Consider the following 23,706-nt stretch of genomic DNA (forward strand, 5'->3'; position numbering starts at 1 on the left):
GTGCGTGAGATAATAATTAACACTGAAACTGGTGCTGAAATTGTTGGCATACTTGTTCAAGTTGAATGTCAGGGAGTACTGCGTTCGCACCAGTATGTTTGACTAACGCAATTTCTATATTTGGCAATAAGGGGAGCCTCGAGTCATGTAATATTGGTAGGGCGTTACGGCTTAGGTTCGCCATGGCGCTGACAGCGATGTCGTGTTTGACTAAACCACGTAATGTGCTGGCACTGCCCGAGCAAGCAATGACATGAAAAGCTCTATTTTGCTTCATTAAGCCTTCAATGGCTGCTTGGTGAAACCTGCATTCTTTTTGGAACACAGCTAAAGGTAAGCTGGTCTGTTCTAATAATTGAGTTGACTCTGCACCAACCCAAACTCCTTTATCCTGGCATAATAAATAGCCTTGTTCAGAATCCGCATTGCGGGTGATGATGGCAATATCGATAAGCCCTCTATCTAGTTGTGACAGTAGATTTGGACTTGAGGCACAGGTTACGTGTAATTCTAGGTGCTCGATATGCTGATGTAACAATTGAATCAAAACAGGTAAGACTGATTCAGTATAGTCATCAGGACAGCCAAGGTGTAGTAGCTTTTTGGGTGTCGCGGAACGCAAATTCGCCAAGGCACTTTGCTGTAACTGGATTATCTTCTTGGCGTATCCAGCTAGCGCGACGCCTTCAGCGGTTAAATGCAAGTTACGTCCTTCCTTGATAAATAATGTTTGCCCGACATCTTGCTGAAGCTTCTTCATTTGCATGCTGATTGCCGATTGGGTTTTATGCATTTGTATGGCTGTTCGGCTAAAGCTGCCAGTTTCAACAAAAGCGAGAAAGCTTTTAAGTGCGTCTATGTCCATCTATCAATTATTTTGATGTGTTGTATTTAAATTATCCGTTAGTTTTAGTGCGAATTACAACTTAGGATTAACGCAATTACACATATAAATTAAAAATTAGGGAGATATGATGCAGTTATATATAGGTAATAAAAACTATTCGACATGGTCGTTGAGAGCTTGGTTATTACTGGAAAAATTTGGTTTAGATTATGAGGAAATAAAACTAAATTTAGCCACTGAGTCGTTTTATCAGACGCTAGAAGGGATCAGCCCCACCCTGAAAGTCCCTGTGTTAGTTGATGGTGATGTGGCGATTTGGGAGACTCTTGCTATTTTAGAATATATCAATGAATCTTATCTATCTGGTGCAGCGCTACCGAAAAGTGCTCCTGAAAGGGCGCGAGCACGTGCTTTATGTGCTGAGGTGCACAGTAGTTTTGGGGCATTGAAAAATGCGTTGCCGATGAATATTAGAGCCAAACGTTATGTTGAGGCTAATTCGCAAGTACGTAAAGACATTCATCGAGTAGAGACAATTTTTACTGAACAAATGCACCGCGATGGACAAAAAGGTGAGTGGCTATTTGGCGAGTGGTCTATGGTTGATGCGATGTTTGCACCTGTTTGTCTGCGATTTGATACCTATGGTGTTGAATTAAGCGCCTGTGCACGAAAATATGTGGAACAGGTACTTGCTTGCCCTGTGCTGTCGCGCTGGCGGGATCAAGCATTGTTAGAAGAGGAGGTTGTTCAGTGCAATGAAACTGGTGTGGATAGATAGTCCAAAGGAATACTCCATAATGTTCACCTAATTTCACGATAGACTAAGGAAAATTTAATCGATGGGAAATGAGGAATGAAACTGGTTACCATTGAAGCTGAAAATCAAGCTATTTACTTTAATCTTGCGCAAGCTTATGAAGCTGAGTTTTCTAAGTTAACAGAGAAAATGCCATTGCAAAATGGGATGTTTGAATTGGATACAGACATAGCGAACGAAAACGTTGCTGCGTTTATTTGTATTGAATCAGGAATACCAGCCGGCATCGCGGCCGTTTATTGCGAACCTGATGGCAATTACGAAGTTGCGGAGTTTTATATTGTACCGGTATTTCGAAAAGCAAAGTTGGGGACTCACTTTGCACACGCGCTTTGGCGATATTTCCCTGGGGATTGGACCATTAAGCAAATAGCGGGGGCTGATGATGCAACCATGTTTTGGCGCAGCGCAATTAATAAATTTGTGGGATCAGCGTTTACCGAGGATATGTATGAAGATGATTATTGGGGCAAGGTAACAAGGCAGCGTTTTACTAGTGATTTGGTGTCAGAATAAGCAGAATAATGAGGTGCCAACATGATTACGATGTGGCACCGCATTTTTTAGTGTTTAAACAACACCACGAGGAAGACGACAATCGTGGTCTTTCTCTGCAAGCTCAACAATCCAAGCTTCTTCAGCTTTGAAGCCTTCTTCGTTTGCTTTTACAACCGTAAAGGCCGCCGTTTTTGCTTTTGCTATAGGTGCAGGCTTTTTAGCCGCTTTTTTTGCAGCCGGTTTTTGAACTGGCTTTTCTTCGCTTGCACCAGCAGAGCCTGAAGTCAGCTCTTTGGTTAGTGCAGCGACATCAGCTAGGCGCATATTTTTGCCACCATCAATGCTGTACCAGCCTGGTTTGATCGTGATTTCTGGCTTTTTGCCATTCACAGCTTCATAAGCAGCTTCAAACGCGCTTAGAACTTCAGTCTTATCAAGTTTACTCATCGTAGATCCCAGTCGTGTTGTACGTGGATACGCAGGTTAAGAATAAACGCCATTTATACCTATTTTTGAGCAATTTTTCAATTTTTTGCGTTTTTAAGCACAGATTCAAGTTTCATTAGGTGTAACTTTATTCAATTTTTGCGTTTTTATTACAATTTGTCCTAAAGAGCCTCACTATCTAGACTGCGTCTCAGTGCGATCCAAAGTAGACCAATTTCTTCATGTACGTAGGTTGTTACGGCTTGAAGCGTATTACTAGAGGCAATAAACCGTCGATAGGGGGGAGTATTGTAAAAGCTATACACTTCAACCCCTGAAGGAATGGTATCTATGCCTTGTGCCGCGAATAAGTCTTGTGCTCGGCGCATGTGGCTGGCTGATGTGACAAGAATAACGGTGCTGTCTACGAGGTGTGGAGCTAACAACATCGCTTCATCTGCGGTGTCTCTTGCCTTGGGATTTTGTCTGATTCGATCGGCTGTTATACCCAACGCTTTGGCAGTTTGAGCCATTAATGCGCTGCTGGTTGTGTGATTAAAGCCTGCCCCAGACACAATGAGTTCAGCGTGAGGATAGAAATGTGCAAGCCTGATCCCTTCAACCAATCGCGCGAGTGCGGTACTTGAAAGCTGTTTGTTTGCTGGTAGTTGAGCGTTAGGTGCTAACCCTGCGCCAAGCACGACAATGGCGTCAACGTGTTGATGGGATTTTTCTGATAGCGTCGGGAGCGACTGCTCTTGAGGTGTGATCAGTAAGTTCGCCACATAGGGAGTGCTGATCATCCATAGAGCCATGACCATCACAACGCTCAATATATAGCTTTTTTTATGTGTCTTTGAAATGAGTAGCAGCAATAAAAAAATAATAAGCAGTGAAGCTGGTAGCGGCATGAGTAGGCTACCAATAATTTTTTTTAGTTCAAACATAGTAAGCTCTAACTATTGAGTTAGAGCTAGTTTAACCTAACGACTAATAGATTGCTTGCAGGTGTTTAAAAAGTGTCGATAAACAGGATTATCTTTCATACTCTTTTTCATTGCCAAGTACATAGGTCGACTTAGACCAAGCGCTCCCAATGGAATCGATTTGATGAGCCCTTGGCTTTCATACGGTGTGACTAGCCAATCAGGCAATGCGGCAACGCCCATTCCTGCACTCACAAGTTGAAAAATAAGTAGACCTTGATCAACTGATTTTAGCGTACCATCAAAGCGTGCATTTTGAATAAAGTGCTTAAATATGTCTTGTCGCTCTTTAGGGATAGGGTAAGAAATGATTGTTTCATCTTTGAGATCTAGTGCTGTCACGTAGGCTTTTTTTGCAAGCTCATGATCAGGGGCAACGATTAACTTTAATTTGAAGTCAAAAACATGCGCGTATTCAAGTTGGTCTGGCTCGCGAATATCTGAGGTGAGTACAATATCTAGCTCATCATTTAATAATTCAGGTATTGCGTCGTAGCTAAACCCTTGTTCATAGTCGACTCGAATATCAGGCCAGAAATTATTGAATTCTTTAATTGTTGGTAACAACCAGTGAAAACATGCGTGACACTCTACACTCAATTTTAATTGTGAGATGGGCTGATTTAAGCTCTCTTTGAGGCGACATTTTGTGGCTTCAACTTTAGGTAATACTTCACTGGCAAGTTCCAGTAGCAGCATCCCTTGTGGTGTAAACCTAACTGGTTGGGTTTTTCTTTCAAATAACTGGCAATCTAATTTGTTTTCTAGATCTTTAATTTGATGAGACAAAGCAGACTGAGTTAAAAATAACTCACGTGCAGTGTTCACCAGTGATCCAGTATCTTTCAGGGTAGCAATGGTTTTTAGGTGCTTAATGTCTATCATCATTAATAAATCTCATTCTAAACGTGAGTAAAACTCAGATTACATCCATATTACGCTGTACAAGCAGGGCATTCAACGTCTGGACGTCTACAATTCCATCAGCGATTGTTCAAAATTTCACTAAATCACTATAACACTATTTTTGACAGCGTTGTCATTATTTATTTAACTTTTTTTAAAAAAAATACAAATTAAATTTGCTCATGTTGAATTTGAGAATCAATCAGTTGAGAAAAATCACCGTTGGGGCTGTTTTTTTGACGTCCAAACATCTAAGTTGAGTTTCAAATTAGGGCCATTATTCATAATTTAGGTTTTCCCCGTGTTGGCAAGCGACGTGAGTTGAAGTTCGTTGTTGAACGTTTTTGGGGGAATCCTGATGTGCTCTGAAAACGCGAAAATGCAGTGTTAGCAAAGCGAGCTAACACGATAAAATAGCGACAAGAAGAGCACGCTTAATATGGCTTTCACACTGAGCACACCATTTAATGTTATGGGGGCTCAGTGAGGTTTGACGTATTATTTATTCGACTATTTAGGTTGTTTGACCAGTTTGAGCTTGTAAAAATGCCATGGCTTTATCACTGGGCATAGGCTTTGATACTAAATATCCTTGCCCCAGCTGACATCCTTTGCGTTTTAGCCTTGCCCATTGCTTAGGTGTTTCTATTCCTTCTGCTACAACTTGTAATTGTAGAGATTTAGCCAGTGATAAAATGGCATCGATCAACGGACTGTCTTTTGTGGAAAGTTGTTCTACAAAGCTTTTATCTATTTTTAAGACATGAATAGGTAATTGATGCAGGTAGCCTAGTGCAGAGTAACCAGTACCGAAATCATCGAGATATAATTGCACGCCCAAAGGGGTGATACCATTAATTATCTTGGTGGCAAGGCTTAAGTTTTCAATTAAGCCTGACTCTGTGATCTCTAGACAAAGACTGCCTTTTTTGAGGTCGTATTCATTATAGAGGTTGTGAATAGTTTCAATAAATTCGAGGCTGGCAAAATGTCGCGAGGAGACATTGACGGTAATTTTAACGTCGGGCATTCCTTGATTTTTCCAGCTTGCTAGTTGTGTGGCTGCAAGGTGTAAAATATGTTTATCGAGCTCGATAATCTGTCCTGTGCTTTCTGCAATGGGAATAAATTTATCTGGTGCAATTAAACCATTTGTGGGGTGATGCCATCGAACTAGCGCTTCGAAGCTAACAACACGCGGTTGATTTAGGGTAAATATGGGCTGAAAAAACAGCTCAAATTCACCATTGGAAATACCATGCTGCAAATCATTTTCTATATCCGCTTGATGTTTTAGTTTGCTGCGCATGGCATTATTAAAATAGCGTATTTGGCTGCGGCCAGCCGATTTAGCTTCATACATCGCAGCATCGGCTTGTTGTAATAAAGTAATTGCGTTGTCAGAGTCGTCTTCTGTGAAAGCCACGCCAATACTACTGGATGCCTGCAAAACATGGGTATCGATCACAAAGGGATGTGCAATGGCCTGCGTTAAACGCTCTAAAGCTTTGGCTACTTGCTCCTCATCCTGAATATTTTCCATGAATATTGCAAATTCGTCGCCGCCAAGCCTAGCAAATGTGTCTGTTTTACGAATACAGGTTTGCAATGCTTGCACAATGGCAATCAGAAATCTGTCGCCCACATCGTGGCCCAAAGAATCATTGATGCTTTTAAACCGATCCAAATCTAGGTATATCAGACAGTGAATATTTGAGCTGGTTTGTCGACCAAGCGACAAGATAGCATGTTTCATACGCTCAATGAGCAAATAGCGGTTGGCAAGGCCTGTTAGATCATCGTGCAATGCTCGGTGTTCTAGCGCTTGTTTTGCAAGTCGGCGGTCAATGGCCATGCTAATTTGTCTACTGATGTAGGTGAGGATAGTGTAGTGCTGTCGATTGAAGGTCTCTTGGTGTTGATAGCTTTGTAGCACGATGACACCTTGATATTGATCATTCACGACAAACGGAACTCCAAGCCAAGCTTGTGGTGAACGGCCAATCATTTCAAAGTGACCTTGACTGATGTGCTGTTGGAATTGCTGGTGGTCACACAGCAGGGCGGACTGTGTTCTTATGACATAGTATGAAGCGGTATTTTTTAACTGAGCCTTGGATACTTTTTGTTGTGCAAAACATTTATCACCATCTTCAATTAAGTATTCAATGTCCAGAACATCTTGTTTGGTATCATAAATGCCAATGAAGCAGTTGTTAGCTGGCAACACAGTATTAATGATTTTGTATAGTTCATCATAAAACGTATCAAGCTCTTGGGAGTGATAGGTGATATTGGCTATTTTCAATATGCACTTTTCTATCATTTGTGCCTCGTTGAGCTGTGAGACGGTAGCGGTAAGGTGATCGACTGTGCGCACCTGATGTATTTTGGCACTCAGCAGGTGAGCAACCGTTGACAAAATTTGTAAGTGGCTAGATGTAAAATAGTTTTGTTCGGGGTGCTCACAATCAATCACCCCAATAAGTTGTTCTTTATAAACTAAAGGGACACACAGCTCTGATAAAGCGGGACGAGAGTCTGCAATATACATGGGCTCTTGAGTCAAATCGCCGGAAATGAACGGGGTTTTTGTTCTCGCTACATGCCCCGTGATCCCAGCCTCAATTGGGATGGACTTCTGGGCGACTTCATAGCGCTCACTTTTTTCTGCAACTCCCATACTCGCAACGACTTCTAAGCGTGCATTATCCTGATCTGCTAAATAAATCACACAGTCAACAAACCCAAGTCGTTTAACGACTTGGGCAGTGACATAGTCAAAAAGTTCTTCTAAATGGGTGATTTGTAATAAAGACGAGGAAAACTGATTGATAATGCTCAACTGTTCTGTTTTTGATTCTAATTTTTTTTCTAACAGCATAGGCAATACTCGGTTGGACATTGAACGTACGTTATCTTACATAACAATGTAATCTCAAATTATGTTGTAAAAAAGTAGATATAGCACTGTAAAAAAAAACGCACAAATTGTCCATTATAAAGGGACGTTTGAGGGAGGCTTTTCAATAATATGAATAGCAACAGATAGTTAAAATACAGTCAAAGGTTGCTGGTGTGTAAGCGTATTGGATAAAATGAAATAGGTTATAGCTGACAAAATAAGTGAATCTCTTTACTAAACGCCTGACAGGGCCTATGATCGGGCAAATTCAGCAGTGGAAATTAGCAATGACAAGTAATCAGACCCTTACCATTACTCGCCCAGATGATTGGCACGTACATTTGAGAGACGGTGATGTCCTTAAAGATACAGTACGTGATATAAGTCGGTATATGAGGCGCGCCATCATTATGCCTAACCTTGTACCTCCTGCGACTTCTACAGACGCTGCACTTGCATATAAAGACCGCATTATGGCTGCGAACCCTAAAGCAGGCTTTGAACCTTTAATGGTTCTGTATTTGACAGATAATACGACACCGGAAGAGATCAGAAAAGCGAAAGCAAGTGGTCATATATACGCGGCAAAGTTATATCCAGCAGGGGCGACAACGAACTCTGATTCGGGTGTGACGGATATTGAAAACGTATATCCTGCGCTTGAAGCGATGCAAGAAGTAGGTATGCTGCTACTGATCCATGGAGAGGTGACCGACTCATCGATCGATATTTTTGATAGAGAGAAGGTATTTATTGAGACTAAGTTAGCCAAAGTTGTTGATGCATTCCCTACATTAAAGATCGTACTTGAACATATTACTACTAAAGATGCAGTAGAGTATGTGCGCTCTGCTCCAGATAATGTGGCTGCAACGATCACAGCCCACCATCTTTTATACAATCGTAATCACATGCTGGCTGGTGGTATAAGACCTCACTACTATTGTTTGCCAATTTTAAAACGCAATACCCATCAGCAAGCATTAATCGATGCTGCTACAAGTGGTAGTAAAAAGTTCTTCTTAGGTACGGATTCAGCACCTCATGCTAAAGATAAAAAAGAAGCGGCTTGTGGTTGTGCGGGGGCTTATACTGCACATGCGGCAATTGAGTTATATGCAGAAGCATTTGAAGACGCAGGTGCGTTGGACAAACTAGAAGGCTTTGCGAGCTTATTTGGTCCTGATTTTTATGGATTGCCGCGAAACCAAGATACGATTACTTTAGAAAAAAGTGCTTGGCAGGTACCTGAGTCTTACCCTCTCGGTAATACAAACGTTGTTCCGATTAAAGCTGGTGCAACGATTGATTGGAAGGTCGTTGAGTAAGCTTAATTAAGTGAACTCACAGACAGATCTAAAGGCTACAGCTTATGTAGCCTTTTTGATATTAAAAGCCAGAACGCTTTTGAGAGGGTTTTTAGCGCAATAACTATCAGTTTGTTTAGTACCGTACTACCCAGTTAAAACTATATAAATAGATTACTTCCCTTCGTAAAGCTACTTTACTCCGTTTGAGCTTGAAAGCATGCCCTGTGTTACGCACATTTTTTGTTTCTATACTTTATTTATCAGCTCAAAAAAGATTGCTTGTAAAAGCGAACTGGCGATTAATTTTTCATATACATTATCTGTGCTATTTATCGCCACAAAACCAATTTTTATGCATGTACGTATACTTAAAAGAGAATGTTGGAAGTGGGAAATAACGGCATAAGGAGTGCAAATAAGCAGTGGTTTTGAGTCTTATTGCATAGAATTTTATCCATTCACAGCTGAAAAGCTTATTAAAAAGTGGTCTGATTACTTAGATAGATAAAAAAAATTGAGAAAGAATGTTGAAATTTTTATTAGAGAAAAAGCCTGAGTGTAACCAATCGCTATAAATTAAATCTTTTTTAAACAGGTGCTTAATTGTTTTCTTATACATTCACATTGAAAAAAATTAATGCTGTTTTTGTTAATGCTTATCTTGTACCTGTTTTTAGTAATTTATATTTTGATTAAAATAATGTCTATTAATTTGAAAATATATAAATATAATATACTCTCAGTATTAGAGTTTTTTAATACTTCAATGAAAATTGTAATTAACACTTTGTGAGAGAAATCTAATGCGTGAAATAAAATCTTTTATTAAAAATGCTAGCTTCAGTGATCTAACTAAAGCTCATGAATTACTTCAAGAAGCCATTGCTCAACAACAGGAGCAAGCGGAAGCGAAGGAGGAAGTACTAGCTCTACTAAAAGAGAAAGGATTAACGCTAGATGACTTAGTTGGTTCTGGTGCTACGGACAAGCGCAGCAAAGTCAGTCCAAAATATCGAATTGAAATCGATGGTAAAGTACATGAGTGGACAGGGCGTGGTAAAACACCGAAAGCGTTCGCAAATGTAAATTTAGATGATTATAAGATATAATTATAAAATATTTTAAATCAATATCTAAATCGAAAGGAACTATTCGTTTTGGCAGGTGAGGTAGCTAAGTTACCTCACCTGTTTTTATTTTAATGACAAGCTGAGTTTTTACAGGTTTTAGCTTTGTCGCTTTGAATACTTTATCGGCAACATTAAACTTTTCTTTTCTATTGATTAATTTAATTACCTATTTTAATAACAAGTATATTAAGGTGTACCTTTATTGGGTATATTGGTGTTGTAAATATAAACTCTATTCCATGTATAACTTAGAGTTACATAGTCTCTTAAACAAGAACGATGATATACTCTCTACCTTCATTGGGAGGTTACGTGAGGTGCGTTATTTACACGCTTAGGCCCTATCAAAAAGAAGCTGTTGAAAACACGATTTCACATTTTAGAAAAAGTAGTACTCCTGCTGTGATTGTGCTGCCGACTGGTGCAGGAAAAAGTTTGGTTATTGCTGAATTAGCGAGAGTGGCGAAACGAAAAATTTTAGTGCTAACCCATGTGAAAGAACTTGTTGAGCAGAATGCTCAGAAATATGAGAGTTATGGTCTCAAAGCGAGCATATTTTCAGCAGGTTTAAATAAAAAAGAATTAGACCAACAGGTCACTTTTGCATCGGTTCAATCTTTGGCTCGAAATTTAGAGTTGCTCAATACTTTTTACTCATTAGTAATTATTGATGAATGTCATCGCGTCAGTGGTGAAGAAGACAGTCAATATATGCAGGTGATGAAACGATTAAGAGAGTTTAATGCTGATCTTAAATTGTTAGGCTTAACCGCAACACCTTATCGACTTGGTTTAGGTTGGATATACCGCGAACATTATCATGGCTTTATCCGTGGTGAAAAAGACAGTCCATTCAATAAATGTATATATGAATTACCACTGCGCTACATGATCAGTAATGAATACCTAACTCCTCCTAAAAAAATTGATCCAGCAATAGAGAATTATGACTTTGGTGCATTAAAAGCTGACAGTTTTGGGCGATATAGTGAAAGTGATATGAACAGTCTGCTGAGCACTCACACACGTGCTACAAAAAGTATTATTGAGCACGTGTTAAATGAGGCTGAGTCTCGACAAGGGGTCATGATATTTGCTGCAACGGTATTACATGCCAAAGAAATTGTTCGTTATTTGCCAAGTGCTGAAACCGAGCTGGTGATTGGTGATACGGACAATAAGCTGCGCGATAATATTATTACACGATTTAAAAATAAGGAAATTAAGTTTCTTGTAAATGTATCTGTTTTGACAACTGGATTTGATGCCCCTCATGTCGATTTTATTGCCATATTGAGACCGACCGAATCGGTGAGTTTATACCAACAGATCGTGGGTAGGGGACTGCGCTTAGATAAAGGTAAAAAAGATTGCTTGGTGATTGACTACGCGGGCAATGCGTTTGACCTTTTTCATCCTGAAGTTGGTACGGTGAAACCGAATCCAGACAGTGAGCCGGTACAAGTATTATGTCCTGGTTGTGGGTTTGCTAACACATTCTGGGGCAAGCTAGATGAACAAGGTAAGCTGTTAGAGCACTATGGAAGGCGTTGCCAAGGTGTATTAGAAAATGACGCTGAGGGTGAGACTGTTCAGTGTGACTATCGGTTTAGGTTTAAAGAGTGCGACCACTGTGGTGCAGAAAATGATATTGCAGCGAGGCAGTGTTTGAGTTGTGGAGAGGTGATGGCTGATCCTGATGATAAACTTCGTGATGCCCTAAATCTAAAAAATGCATTGGTTTTACGGTGTTGTGGTATGGCGGCAGAAGTCATTAAATCAGAAGTGCTGAAAGTGACGTACTTTGATGAAGATGGAGCAGATGTCAGCGAGGTTTACGACTTTAGTAATAAAGGTAGTAGATTCTATTTTCATAAAAACTTTGCCAAACGACTTAAAACAGCTGAGCAAGTTGGGAAATGGAATAGCGTAAATGAGGTGGATATCACAACTTTAAATGCTCCAGACTTTGTTATTGCTAAGCAACACAAAAAATATGGCTGGCAAATCATTGACAAGATCTTTGATTATCAGGGTGGATTTAGAGTTGCGGATAAAAGCTGATTGAAGCCAAAGGAGAAGTCGCAGCTCGCGTTAGCTGCGACTTGACTGATTCACTCTTCTTCCGCCATCAGACCCCAGCCGTCGCCATAACCCTCGTGTCCATTTGCGATTGACTCTAAGTATTGCTCAGTTTGGTTAAGTAATTCATGTGCAGGCACCATGGTCACTGTGGTTAATACTTCCCAAACACCTGTATCAGGACATTTTCCTAATTTGGTTTGTGGTGCCAAGTCATCTTTACTTATGGCATCAATGAATTGCTCAGCATTATCCTTTTGCTCAAATAATATATAAAAATCAATTTTTTGCATTTGCGACAGATCGATACCAGCGGCTGCGATCTCAGATAACAGCTGACCATTGTCATCATTTGGAAATTGCATATCATCACTCAATTAGTAAAATTGTGCTTATTGTCCGTTATCCTAGCTGAAATAAAAAGCGTCATTGGTAAATTTTTGTCGAGAAACTGGGATTGCCTGTGATAGTTTGAATGTCTTGTGGTGTTTAATTTGACCACTGTGTACTGAAAGTTAAATTAAAAGGGTTTGTGTGCCACGTATTAGTCTTTATTTGATTATTCTATTTGCCTTTATTCACACTGCATACGCGAGTGAACAGCTCCTCATTGAAGCCATTGAGGTGCACTCTGAAAATGAGCAGGTCGATGAAAATATCGCATTATATTTAAAAAAATATCAAAGCAAGGTGTTCTCCCATCGTCAAAAGAAGGCGATGAAGGCGGACGTTCGATTGGCGCTTCAAGCCTTGGGTTATTATGAATTTAGTACTGAGGTTGAGTTCTCTAGTCTTTCACAACAATTAAGCGTGCAAGTGGCACTTGCTCCCCCTTTTCGTTGGCACAGTGTCGACGTACGTCTTTTTGGTGCCGCCGATACGGATCCGGTTATACAAACTTTTTTAAAGACACTGCCGATTAAAGTCGGTGATGAAGTCCGTCATGATCTGTACGGTGCTGCGAAAAATCAAATAGAGAGTATCTTACTAGAGCGGGGATATTTTGATTTTACATGGCAAGAAAGTCGATTAGAGATTAATCAAGCTTTGAAGCAAGGTGCAGCGAAATTATATTTAGAGTCGGGCCCAAGGTATATGTTCGGTGAATTAAAACTGTCAGGGCAGTCAAAAGCGACTCGCTTTATCACCGAGTTGGCGACATTTGATCAAAATACCGAGTATGATGCAAAAAAATTGAGCGATTACAGTATTGCATTAAATGAGACGCCATATTTTGCCAGTGTGACTGTTTACCCATTGTTAAAAGAGCGCCATAAAGGAAAAGTACCTATTCGAGTCGACGTGACAGATAGGCCAGCCAATAGCTTTGAAGTCGGTGGAGGTTACAGCACCGATCTTGATGCAAAGTTTAGGTTCAAATGGAAAAGGCCATGGGTGAATCAATTTGGGCACTCATTTGAAACAGATCTGAATTTGTCTGAACGAAAACAAGATATAACCAGTGCATATACAATTCCGGTTGGCGACCCTAATGATGATCTTTGGCGTGTATTAGGTGGCTATCAATTACAAGATGACTTGACGGAGGGAGTGAAACTCACCACATGGAATGTTCAGTTACAGCGACAGTGGGTATTCGATAGTGGCTGGGTCAGAACTGCGTTTTTGAAGCGAGAGCATGAACGAAGTGAGCAAACAGGATTGTTACTCGACACTGAAATGCTATTACCAGGAGTGAGTTACGCACGAAAAAGGAGCAAGGGGGGCATGACTCCTTTTTGGGGAAGTGAGCAGTTATTCACAATTGAGGTTGCACATAAAAGTGTTGTCTCTTCAACATCATTGACAAAAGTTCGTTGGAAACAAGCTTGGCTTAGGAGCTATAAAGACCGACATTTAATTTTACTCAGAGCGGAGTTAGGCGCATTAATTGCGAAAGAGTTTGATGAAACGCCGCTCAATATGCGTTTTTTTGCTGGGGGTGATCAAAGTATACGAGGCTTTGCGTTTCAATCGATTTCGCCAAAAGGACCACAAGGTGAGTTATTAGGTGCAAAATATCTAGTCACGGCAAGTTCTGAATATAACTATCAATTTTTACCAAACTGGCGTGCAGCAATATTTGTAGATGCTGGCACGGCAACCAACGATTTTGAGGAGAGGTGGTCTGTGGGGGCTGGATTTGGCTTTCGCTATATCACGCCATTTGGCCCTGTTCGTGTAGATCATGCTTGGGGGCTGAGTAAGCCCAGTAAAAGTACACGGTTGAGTATTGTGATAGGGCCAGAGATATAGTGAATCAGTTTGATGTTTTTTCCGTATTGAAGCGCAAGTGGGTGGCAGTGCTCAGCTGCATAATTTTGCTTCTGTTTTTGCTAATGAAAACGCACTTAGGTAACCGAGTGGCGATAGCCCTAGTGACTAGTTGGGTTCCGGGGTTACACGTTGCACTGGATTCAGGAAGGCTCCTCTCTGGCGGGCTAACTAATATTAGCTATGAGACGCAGGGAGTCTCTATATCGATTAATGATATGCGTTTGACAGTGAGGTGGTTTGATTGCGCGACCTTGTGTATCGGCTTAAAAAGCACAGGTATCAAGGTCTCTGTTGCTGGACCACCATCGACAAAGGACGAAAGTGTCGATTCACCTACCTCAGATGGCGTTAATGAACAAACCAACAGTTATCTGTCATTACCTGTGTCGATAGGTATTGAAACGTTGTCAATTGAGACAATTGATGTGGATACTGCCAATATGGAGTTGGTGGTGGATGACTTCGAATTTACGGCGCTGGGTAAAGGTGACAAGTTGAACGTGTCGCAGTTGAGCGCACAGTCAGTGGAAGTTAAGTCAGTAAAAGCATCCGCGAATAACGCATTGAGTGTACCAGAGCAACTGGCACCTTTGATGCTTCCTGACATCTTTTTCCCCCTCAACCTTGACGTAAATAAGGTGCTGTTATCTAAGTTTATCTATTTAGCACCGGAACAGCAGCCAATAGAGCTCAGCGCGCTGAGTCTAGCAATGAAGGTTGATCACCAATTAGTCCAAGTTGAACAATTTGAGCTCACGCATCAAGACTTTTCTTCGTATATTGACTTGAATGTTAATTTGGGTACTTACCATGTTGAGGGGATTGCGGGGGTTGGAATGCCTACGGGGGCTGCCGTTATGGCTTTGAAAGGGAATATGGACAAATTGTCGTTGCACGGGCGGGTGTCTGGTCGTGTTGATGCTAGGTTGGATTTACAGGTAACACCAACTGTCCTAAATTGGCCCTATCAGTTAGAGGCGCAATTATCAAATGCCCCGATAACCAAGACAGGAAAGTTGACTCAATTCACAATTGTAAGTGGTGGTGATTTAAATAACTATCGTGCGCAAGTAAAAGGCACGATAGATGCTCCTGAGTTATTAGGCCAGGCGGAACTGGTATCGATAGAGGCTGCTGCGTCAGGGAGTCTATCTCAGGTGAGAGTAGAGAGCACGCGCATTGCGATGGCGGAAGCTTTCACTGAATTAACAGGACAAATATCATGGCAAAATGGTTTACAGGCAAGCGCACAGGGGGCGCTATTTGAGCTGCCTCTACCGAACCTTGGTCTGAAGCGTAGCGCAGTGCTATCCGGTCAATACGATCTTGCGCTTTCATCGTTTGAAGATAGCTGGTTGATGAATATAAATGAACTCGATCTACACGGGGTAATTGCAGATATGCCATTGAATATTTCAATCAGTGGTGATGTGAATGATCAATACATCGGTAATTTAAAGCGCGCGGAAGTACAGTATGGGAAGAGTTCAATTAAGGTAACAGGGAGCTTGGCTGAAGAGGTTGATTTAAGGTTGCAGGCCAATATCAATCATAGTGCGAATACCATTTTGCCCGTTAATGCAATACTGGGTGGGCACGTCAAAGTTGTGGGCAGTGTGTTTGAACCGTTTATCGATCTAAACTTGGCAATTGATCAAATAAGTGCTGCTGACTTTTCATTACAGCAAGGCAATATTGTCGCGCAATTAGATAGTAAAAATAACTATCAAAGTAATATTGAATTGTATGCTTCTAATGTTGATTTTAGTCAGCTTAATAATGCGAAGCTACGGTTTGAACTTCGGGGAGATCGTGCCGCGCACGCTGCATCAATTATGTTTGGTAATATGCAACGCTCATTTTCGGCAAACGTATCAGGTCACATTGATAAAGACATTTGGCGAGGGCAAGTAGAGCAAAGTGCGTTTGAGTTTGATGCGCTTAATGGCGAGTTAGCAGAACCTGTTTCGCTTAAAGTGGGCTTGGCACAATTAGCGATCGCAGATCACTGCTGGCGGTTTAATCAGGGCCAAGCATGCCTTAAAGCTCAGGTGAATGAGCTGCAGGGCGATGCTGAATTACGTTTAGAGCATATAGCTTTACATGACACACAAAAGTGGATTGGTAATGGCGTAACCCTTGATGGTGAGCTTAATGGCCATGCAAAAGTGAGTGTATTAAAAGGTGATATTGACGAGTTCAATAGCCAATTTCAAGTGAACCAAGCGCGTATCACCATCGTATCCTCAGATGAAGCCGCGCAGAGTACAGATGGGTTACCAGCTAGGACATTGAACATTGATGAGTTCAAAGTATCGGCTAGCGGCACTATGGAGCAGTTACAAACACAATGGCATGTTGAATTTGAAAAATTAGGACTCTTTAAAGGTGAGCTGTCATTTGCGGATTTGCAGCAAGAAAAGCAAGCATCGGGGTACATTGAGATTGATGGGGTAAATCTAGATGAGCTTACTCCCCATGCACGCACTCTCATATGGCCTGACATTGATTTAACAGGTGAGATCGATGGCCGTGTCAATTTTTCTGGTGACGTGCTCGATCCTCTTTTTTCAGGTCAGTTGAGGGCGCAGCAAATCAGTGTACAGTCTAGTTATTTGCCATTACAGGTAACACAGTTAAATCTCTCAGCTGATTTCATAGATCGCCAAGTTAAAGTGTTAGGAGACTTAAAAACGTCTCAAGAAGGCATGGTTCAGCTGGCAGGGGATATTAATTGGCAATCTGGCTTGCAGTTTAACGCGAATATGAAGGGCAGAGATCTGTTGTTGACTCCGATGTCTGGGGTACAAGTGGCTATCTCACCAGACTTAAGGGTCAAATATGCACGGCAGCTACTCGACTTGGCTGGCGAGGTTGTGATCCCGCATGCACGATTTACCCTTGATACACTGCCGGAGGGGGCTGTATTGGTGAGTGATGATCAAGTGATTATTGATGACCTTGCAACTAAAGATGACGAGCTATTTGTTGATTACCAAGCTGATGTTGATATTAAACTGCTCGATGATGTGCGGATCTCAGCGCTTGGGCTCGATGCCTATTTGACTGGTGCATTGGATATTGAGCGTCAATCTGGTAATGCACTATTAATGGGGGGAGAAGTCTCTTTGCGGGAAGGGAAGTTTACGGCATTTGGTCAAGATCTCATCATTGAGCAAGGGCAGCTTGGTTTCAATGGCGCACCGGATAAGCCGTATTTGAATATACGTGCAATTCGTAACCCTGATACGACAGCCAATGACGTGATTGCCGGGGTAATGGCAACGGGCAGTGTCGCATCGCCGCACTTAACCATTTTTTCAGAGCCAGCTATGGATCAAGCACGGGCGTTAGAGTATTTATTAAATGGTGAACCACTTGGCGCTAGTGATGGCTCAAATAATACGCTATTAGCACAGTTTTTACTTGCGAAAGGAATTGATAAAAGTAAAGGACTGTTTACAAAAGCTGGAAAAAAGTTAGGATTGAGAGATATTAATTTAGCAGCAAAAGGAAGTGGTGACGATACACAGGTAGAGCTTTCGGGTTACATTACACCGAGCGTACAAGTTAGCTATCGAGTTGGGGTGTTTGCTTCGCTGAGTGAAATTGCAGTACGTTATCGAATATTTTCAAAGCTTTACATAGAAGCGACTAGTGGTCTATATGATAGTATTGATCTGTTGTATAAGTTTGATTGGGGTGATTAATGCGCTATTTGAGCTATTTGCTCGTTGCATTGTTTTGTTGCACAACGTTTGCTGCAGACACGAAGTATGTGAGGGTAACAGATGGAGCTCATCCTTATGTTTTAGAATTAATCGAACTGGCTTTATCTTATCAAAAAGCGCCGTACGAACTAACATACATAAAGAATATTCCTACACAAAGCCGCGCAATTCGATTGTTAGGTAAAGAAAACGGCATTGATATATTTTGGTCCGTAACCAGTTTTGAAAGAGAAAATATGGCCCGTGCTATTCGATTTCCGATTGTAAAAGGGTTACTCGGTTATCGTATTTTGCTCATTAATGAGTCACAACAGCGTCGGTTTTCAAATTTAAGCCACATTTCACAATTGCAGTCATTTCATTATGGGCTGAGGCATGATTGGCCTGATCATGATATTTTTGTTGATAATAAACTCTCTGTAAATGCATTTCATACTCTATCTGGTGCGCTTAATATGCTTAAATCAGATCGCTTTGATGCGATACCAATCAGCGTATTGGAGTTGCCTGATATTATGCGGGGGTATAAGACATTCGCGGAACAGCAGCTACTACTTTACTACCCATCGGCCGTTTATTTTTTTGTTGATAAAGAAGATCATGAACTGTATTCAGCGTTGCAAAGCGGATTGGATAAGGCTTTAAAAGATGGCCAATTTGATAAATTATTTTCGCTTCATTTTGCGAAACTAATTGACGACTTGTCACTGGAAAAGCGCAAACTGATTGAACTGAAAAATCGTCGTTTGCCACCGAGTGCACCTACAGATAATCCACAGTTATGGTATAAAAAGTAACATGATAAAAGCGAGTTCTATTATATTGAGTACAGCTGTTTTGCTGACAGGGTGTATGCAGCAAACAGAGGAACCTGAAACGCCTGTGCGTGCTCCCGCTGAAATTATTAACACCGCCCCAAGCAATGTATGGCAAACAATTGATAATAATAATGTGCTTCGAATTGAGCTAGAAAGCGGTTATGTATACGTTGAACTCAATACTCAACTTGCGCCAAATCATGCAAAGAATATGAAATTGCTAGCACAGGAAGGGTTTTATGATGGACTCAGTGTATATCGTTTTGTGGAGGGCTTTGTCGCGCAGGGAGGTGACCCTACAGATAGCAAAGTGCCCGTTTTGGCAAAGAAACGTATCGATGCAGAGCTGTCTTATAAAACAGATAAACGATTACCCATTATGGCGCTAGATGGATCTGATGGCTACGCGATCCGTACTGGTTTTCTTAATGGCTTTGCCGTGGGGCAAAATCATGGAGGCACAAAAACATGGATGACGCATTGTACGGGAGCATTTGCCATGGCACGCGGGAATGAAATAAACAGTGGCGGTACAGAGTTTTATATCACACTTTCACCGCAGCGTTATTTAGATCGCAATATCACCGTGTTTGGCCGGGTATTGGAGGGGATGCAGCATGTGCAACAGCTACAGCGCACAGCTGTGGAGGATAGGCCTTTTAACCCAATCACAGGGGTGAACGTATTAAGCGAGATTGCCGCACAAGACCAGACTGTGTTTGAGTATTTACAGACAGATTCGGCTGAGTTTGAGGAGCTGGTGGCTGCAAGAACAAATCGTCCTGAGCCTTGGTTTAAGTTTACGCCTAACTACGTTGATGTGTGTGCTATCAGTGTGCCGACCAGAAGACAACGGTAAATATTAAATGAAAGTGCCGCAATGCGGCACTTTTTGATTATTGTCTATTGACGCGCACGTTAAATCCAGTGGTGTTTTGCTCGCTGGAACGATATGGGTTGATATCTAGCCCTCCACGACGTGTGTAACGGGCATATACTTCAAGTTTACTGGGTTGAAGCGCGCGCTGAAGATCGCAGTAGATGCGCTCAACACACTGCTCATGAAATTCGTTATGATCACGAAAAGAGATTAAGTACTTAAGTAAAGATGCTCTACAGACTTGCTTACCTTCATAACGGATCACAATGCTTGCCCAATCTGGCTGAGAAGTGATGAGGCAGTTCGACTTCAATAAGTGGCTATATAGGGTTTCAGACACTTCACTCTCGTTGGCATGCATTAACATGCCCTCTGCAGGGCTGTATGTATCAATATTTACATCTAAATCATCAATACATTCACCAGGCAGTTGAGTGAATGGAAGACAGTTGTACTCATCCGGACCAAATAAAGTGACTGTGACGTTGCAGTTAGCGGCGCGTGACAAATCATCTGTCAGGTGTTTATGGACGTCATCGGCCGATTCAAATCGGGTTTGATTAAAACTGTTTAAGTACAGTTTAAACGATTTTGACTCGATAATATGAGAGCTTTGACATGGAAAAACAAACGTTGCCACAGCGACTTGTGGTTTACCTTTGTTGTTGAGCCAAGAGAGCTCATAGCCTGTCCAAGTATCTTCGCCTTTAAATGGCAATGCTTGCTCATCTACTGCAATTTGATCGCGGTTTAGCTTACGTGCAATAGGGTGTAATAACGATGCATCATACGCAGATGCATACTCAGTCGTTTTACCGAGTAGTGAAGCCTGAAGTTCAGGGGCGTTGTTGTAATCTGTCATGTTTCACCAATAGTGGTTACAATGGCCGGAATTATAGCGAATTAAAACGAGAATGGCAGTATGGCTTCTTTGACAACTTTGATGGAAACAATACATCAGCAGTATGCGGCTGCAACAGAGCACCAATATGGGCATCGGCCTATGATCCAATATGATCCAAATTACCCAAGCCGCTGTGAGATAGGTGATGCCGATAATGCTGGAAACATTCAGTGGCAAGCGGTTGTGAGAACACCTCAACAGGGACTTGAAGACCTAGCAAAGGCGCTTGAGGTGACGTTTCCACCTGCACTGCATGCCTATTATGGAGCGGTATATGCCGGTAATATTCAAGCGAAGTTTGATGGCAATGACATTGAATTGCTGCAGGTGTGGAATGACGATGACTTTGTGAATTTACAACAGAATATTACAGGTCATGTATTAATGAAGCGCCGCTTGAAACAAGATGATACGGTTTTCATTGGTTTGACCGATAGAGATGATTTGTTGATTTCAGTAAAGCTCAATAGTGGTGAAGTGTGCTTGGAGTATGTAGGAAAGCCAACACATCATGTATTGGCTAAGGACATAGAGTCGTTTTTAGCTAACTTAAGCTTTGATCACTGAAAATCCCAAGAAATATTTGAGACTAATTGACAGTTATCGCACTTAAAATCAAATAAACCAAACCAAGGCTCACTCAGTGCCCAATCGCCACCGCAATTTGGGCATTTTCTTTGTCTTTCTGCTTCCAAGCTTTCTCCGCCAACTCGATACAAATAGTAGTAGACTGGTTTTTCAGTCAGATAACGAATACGTTTTGATAAATCGAGCCCTCTGCGTGATAAATCACTAGATAAGCTGGTAATTTCTTCTAACGCTGCAAACTCACAGCGGGTCGCACCATTGATCTGTATCTGATCACATGCTTGCCAATCCTCTTGCCATTTGATCAGTGCTTTATAGTCGCCATTGGCGATAGCTGGGATGTTGTACAGTGGCACTGGCTGAAAATCATCACCACAGTACAGTGGGCTACATGTGTGCACATAGGTCGTGTAGAGAATATAACAGGACGGGGCTTGGCATTGATCTGCGCCATTAGCATGAATGTCTTGGCCAATGACTTTGACTTTTGGTGCTAACAGTCCTGCCTGTTGTAATTGTTCAATGGCATGTTTGACAAACGGGCTATGGTGCAAGGGGTGTAGTGAGTCCTCAAGAGGGCACATTACACGTGTGATGAAATAGCCATCTTTGAGCACAGTTGGAAATTCATCACCAATAATTTGGCCGTTAAAACGCAGTGCATTGACAAGGCGATTAATTGCTTGCTCTGCTTTTTCAAGCGTGGTGTCTTGATAGCAGTCAAAAGTTAAATCTACAACAAACATGATGTTACTTCTCTTCCAAAAGCGCCAACAGCTTATCTAGTTTAGCTTCTATCCTATCTAACTGGCTTTGTGGCTCAGAAGATGTGGGTGAGCTTTGCTCAGCTGCATGCTGAAGTGCCTCTGGGTTATTTTTGTAAGTGGCCAACGCGGCGATAATCGTGGGCATAGGGAGTGGCTCGGTCAATTTGGCTTTGACAGTTGCCACTGTGGGGGTTTTTCCTTCAGCGAGTAGTATGCTGATGGCTTGTTGAGCTGCAGGGTGCATAGTGAATGACCAAAAAATAAAGCTTAGTTTATCACTTTTATACTTTCAGCCCAACGCCAAGGCAAGCTTATCGTAATAAGGTATCTAAGGTGTCAATAATTTCGCTCCAATCAGCATCTTCTCGTAGCGACTCTTCGATAAAGTGTTTTTGTCCTTGATTCCAAAAAGGCGCATCAACAATTAAGGTGCTGCTCGGTAATTTATTGTTATCGATAAACTGTGAGATATGCTCGTCACTATTATCTAATCCCAGCTGTGCGAATAATGCATTTAGAGAATGGTAACTATTATCCATATGGCCCCCGTTGAAGATAAAAATGTCTACAATTATAGTAAAGCTGTTGATGATTTATTCATCAAATCAAAAACACAGTACATACATTGACTTTATGCTCAACAGCATGAGTGATAAACAAGGGAATATTATGACTAATAAAGAAAAACAAGCACTTGCGCCTTCAGTCTCGGTCAAGTTTATTGAGCCTGAAGATATCCATGTCGCTGCCAGTTTATTATTCCAAGCGTATAGAGCCGATCCACTTTTAATTGAAATTCTTAATGAACCGAACTCAAGTAAATATGATGCAAAACTCAGGGCTTTAGTTAGGCAAGAGTTAACCCGGTTTGGTAAATCAGGCCAACCAATTTTAGGAATATATACAGAGAATAACTTGGTTGCTGTGGCTTGTGCATTTGCGTCTCACTGTGAGATTGAAAAAAGCTTTGGCTGGCATTGGCGACTGACATTAATGATGGGGGCGGGTGTGTTGCAGACTCAGCAAATTATAGATAAAGAGCGCACTATTAAAGCCCAATTGAGGGATTTAGGTGAATACTACTTCTTATCTTTTATTGCTGTTGATCCCCATTATCAAGGCTCAGGCTATGGCCATTATTTATTGAACGCGCTTGATTCTTTGGTTCTTGAGAATGACTTCATGTCAGGGATGGCGGTTTTTGTGACACAAGGGAATCAGGTGAACTTTTTTGAGGCGCATGGCTATCAACTTGTGAAAGACATTACGTTTAATTCGGTATCTGGGGATTTGTTGTTTAAAGCACGTACTGACGATTTGGAAAAAGCACTGTGAGACTTTTCCTACATAGTTGTGCGTATTCATAGTAACTGACTTATGGTAATAGCCTTGTTTTTTATTTAAACTACTGTTTTTAAAGTGGATTTCCATTTGTTGCAAAGATTTTTACGAAAATTAATTGAGAATATATCCTATTTATTCGCACTGATTCGCTTAAACTTATTCGTGTTGAAGGATAAAAGGATACAGCAGCAAATATTGCTACTAGGATGGTATCGGAATCTTACACGGGATGTTCGGAGCGCTTAAGGAAATAAGTGAAGAGGAGCCAAGAGGCAGGGAAATAGCACAGGATGTGCAGACATAGGAAGTGTCAAAAAGGATAGGAGCGCCGAGGACTAGGTGAAGAGGAGCCAAGATGGCATAGGATAGCGCACAGGATGTGCAGACATAGGAAGTGTCGAAAAGGGATAGGAGCGCCGAGGACTAGGCGAAGAGGAGCCAAGGTGGCATAGGATAGCGCACAGGATGTGCAGACATAGGAAGTGTC

At 41.5% G+C, this 23,706-nt stretch carries 22 protein-coding genes; 12 read left to right on the forward strand and 10 right to left on the reverse strand.

The annotated features are described in order from the left end of the window. Positions 1–16: 16 nt before the first annotated feature. Positions 17–865 carry a LysR family transcriptional regulator gene (locus N473_RS05960; RefSeq protein WP_063367128.1) on the reverse strand — a complete coding sequence of 283 codons (849 nt, stop codon included), beginning with the start codon at positions 863–865 and terminating at the stop codon, positions 17–19. Positions 866–974: 109 nt separating this feature from the next. Between N473_RS05960 and N473_RS05965 the strand changes: the two genes are divergently transcribed. After that, complete coding sequence (locus N473_RS05965) at positions 975–1,628, forward strand: glutathione S-transferase family protein (RefSeq protein ID WP_063367129.1); 654 nt, start codon at positions 975–977, stop codon at positions 1,626–1,628. Positions 1,629–1,703: 75 nt separating this feature from the next. Then, entirely contained in the window at positions 1,704–2,183 is a 480-nt protein-coding gene (locus tag N473_RS05970; RefSeq protein ID WP_063367130.1) for a GNAT family N-acetyltransferase, read from the forward strand. A gap of 54 nt (positions 2,184–2,237) precedes the next feature. Here the strand turns inward: N473_RS05970 and N473_RS05975 are convergent, their stop codons facing one another. The 3 genes from N473_RS05975 to N473_RS05985 form a co-directional block, all read right to left on the reverse strand. Next, positions 2,238–2,612, reverse strand: coding sequence for a hypothetical protein (locus tag N473_RS05975; RefSeq protein WP_063367131.1), 375 nt, complete (start codon positions 2,610–2,612; stop codon positions 2,238–2,240). Between the two features lie 161 nt (positions 2,613–2,773). After that, the gene (locus tag N473_RS05980; protein WP_063367132.1) at positions 2,774–3,538 is read right to left on the reverse strand and encodes a YdcF family protein; all 765 of its coding nucleotides are present in this window, start codon (positions 3,536–3,538) and stop codon (positions 2,774–2,776) included. A gap of 36 nt (positions 3,539–3,574) precedes the next feature. Continuing rightward, positions 3,575–4,462: a LysR substrate-binding domain-containing protein gene (locus tag N473_RS05985; protein ID WP_039608832.1), complete on the reverse strand. Its 888-nt coding sequence runs from the start codon at positions 4,460–4,462 to the stop codon at positions 3,575–3,577. Between the two features lie 300 nt (positions 4,463–4,762). Here N473_RS05985 and N473_RS26970 point away from each other — a divergent pair, with 300 nt between their 5' ends. Further along, entirely contained in the window at positions 4,763–4,852 is a 90-nt protein-coding gene (locus N473_RS26970) for a hypothetical protein (protein WP_419555140.1), read from the forward strand. A gap of 145 nt (positions 4,853–4,997) precedes the next feature. On the opposite strand, the gene N473_RS05990 is transcribed toward N473_RS26970, so the two are convergent. Beyond that, positions 4,998–7,367 carry an EAL domain-containing protein gene (locus tag N473_RS05990; RefSeq protein ID WP_063367133.1) on the reverse strand — a complete coding sequence of 790 codons (2,370 nt, stop codon included), beginning with the start codon at positions 7,365–7,367 and terminating at the stop codon, positions 4,998–5,000. A 308-nt stretch (positions 7,368–7,675) separates the two neighbouring features. Here N473_RS05990 and pyrC point away from each other — a divergent pair, with 308 nt between their 5' ends. From pyrC to N473_RS06005, 3 genes are all read left to right on the forward strand, one after another. Continuing rightward, entirely contained in the window at positions 7,676–8,716 is a 1,041-nt protein-coding gene (pyrC, locus tag N473_RS05995; protein WP_063367144.1) for a dihydroorotase, read from the forward strand. A 785-nt stretch (positions 8,717–9,501) separates the two neighbouring features. Further along, on the forward strand, positions 9,502–9,807 hold the full coding sequence (locus N473_RS06000; RefSeq protein WP_046358530.1) for an H-NS histone family protein: 306 nt from the start codon (positions 9,502–9,504) through the stop codon (positions 9,805–9,807). Positions 9,808–10,140: 333 nt separating this feature from the next. Further along, the gene (locus N473_RS06005; protein WP_231099529.1) at positions 10,141–11,892 is read left to right on the forward strand and encodes a DEAD/DEAH box helicase; all 1,752 of its coding nucleotides are present in this window, start codon (positions 10,141–10,143) and stop codon (positions 11,890–11,892) included. 50 nt (positions 11,893–11,942) lie between these two features. Here the strand turns inward: N473_RS06005 and N473_RS06010 are convergent, their stop codons facing one another. Next, positions 11,943–12,275, reverse strand: coding sequence for a ribonuclease E inhibitor RraB (locus N473_RS06010; RefSeq protein WP_063367135.1), 333 nt, complete (start codon positions 12,273–12,275; stop codon positions 11,943–11,945). A 169-nt stretch (positions 12,276–12,444) separates the two neighbouring features. Between N473_RS06010 and N473_RS06015 the strand changes: the two genes are divergently transcribed. The 4 genes from N473_RS06015 to N473_RS06030 all read left to right on the forward strand — a co-directional run bounded on the left by N473_RS06015 (position 12,445) and on the right by N473_RS06030 (position 19,595). Continuing rightward, positions 12,445–14,166, forward strand: a complete 1,722-nt coding sequence (locus N473_RS06015) for an autotransporter assembly complex protein TamA (protein WP_063367136.1) — start codon at positions 12,445–12,447, stop codon at positions 14,164–14,166. 83 nt (positions 14,167–14,249) lie between these two features. Further along, complete coding sequence (locus tag N473_RS06020) at positions 14,250–17,897, forward strand: translocation/assembly module TamB domain-containing protein (RefSeq protein WP_155735535.1); 3,648 nt, start codon at positions 14,250–14,252, stop codon at positions 17,895–17,897. Continuing rightward, positions 17,897–18,715: a transporter substrate-binding domain-containing protein gene (locus N473_RS06025; protein WP_063367138.1), complete on the forward strand. Its 819-nt coding sequence runs from the start codon at positions 17,897–17,899 to the stop codon at positions 18,713–18,715. The genes N473_RS06020 and N473_RS06025 overlap by 1 nt, the downstream gene beginning before the upstream one ends. Position 18,716: 1 nt before the next feature. Further along, complete coding sequence (locus tag N473_RS06030; RefSeq protein ID WP_196766369.1) at positions 18,717–19,595, forward strand: peptidylprolyl isomerase; 879 nt, start codon at positions 18,717–18,719, stop codon at positions 19,593–19,595. A 37-nt stretch (positions 19,596–19,632) separates the two neighbouring features. Here N473_RS06030 and queF read toward each other — a convergent pair whose 3' ends face one another. Beyond that, a complete protein-coding gene (gene queF / locus N473_RS06035) occupies positions 19,633–20,478 on the reverse strand; it encodes an NADPH-dependent 7-cyano-7-deazaguanine reductase QueF (RefSeq protein WP_063367139.1) in 846 nt (281 codons plus the stop codon). Between the two features lie 60 nt (positions 20,479–20,538). On the opposite strand from queF, the gene syd reads away from it, so the two are divergent. Beyond that, on the forward strand, positions 20,539–21,087 hold the full coding sequence (gene syd / locus N473_RS06040; protein WP_063367140.1) for a SecY-interacting protein: 549 nt from the start codon (positions 20,539–20,541) through the stop codon (positions 21,085–21,087). Here syd and N473_RS06045 read toward each other — a convergent pair. From N473_RS06045 to N473_RS06055, 3 genes are all read right to left on the reverse strand, one after another. Then, a complete protein-coding gene (locus N473_RS06045; protein ID WP_063367141.1) occupies positions 21,081–21,854 on the reverse strand; it encodes a Zn-ribbon-containing protein in 774 nt (257 codons plus the stop codon). The two genes, syd and N473_RS06045, sit on opposite strands and share 7 nt — an antisense overlap. A 4-nt stretch (positions 21,855–21,858) precedes the next feature. Further along, positions 21,859–22,119 (reverse strand): hypothetical protein, encoded by a 261-nt coding sequence (locus N473_RS06050; protein ID WP_063367142.1) that lies wholly within the window; start codon positions 22,117–22,119, stop codon positions 21,859–21,861. A 67-nt stretch (positions 22,120–22,186) separates the two neighbouring features. After that, complete coding sequence (locus N473_RS06055) at positions 22,187–22,414, reverse strand: DUF2789 domain-containing protein (RefSeq protein ID WP_063367143.1); 228 nt, start codon at positions 22,412–22,414, stop codon at positions 22,187–22,189. A 130-nt stretch (positions 22,415–22,544) separates the two neighbouring features. Here N473_RS06055 and N473_RS06060 point away from each other — a divergent pair, with 130 nt between their 5' ends. Beyond that, a complete protein-coding gene (locus N473_RS06060; RefSeq protein ID WP_063367146.1) occupies positions 22,545–23,210 on the forward strand; it encodes a GNAT family N-acetyltransferase in 666 nt (221 codons plus the stop codon). Positions 23,211–23,706 lie beyond the last annotated feature (496 nt).

The sequence above is a fragment of the Pseudoalteromonas luteoviolacea CPMOR-1 genome (assembly GCF_001625685.1).
In the GTDB taxonomy this organism is placed as follows: Bacteria; Pseudomonadota; Gammaproteobacteria; order Enterobacterales; family Alteromonadaceae; genus Pseudoalteromonas; species Pseudoalteromonas luteoviolacea_K.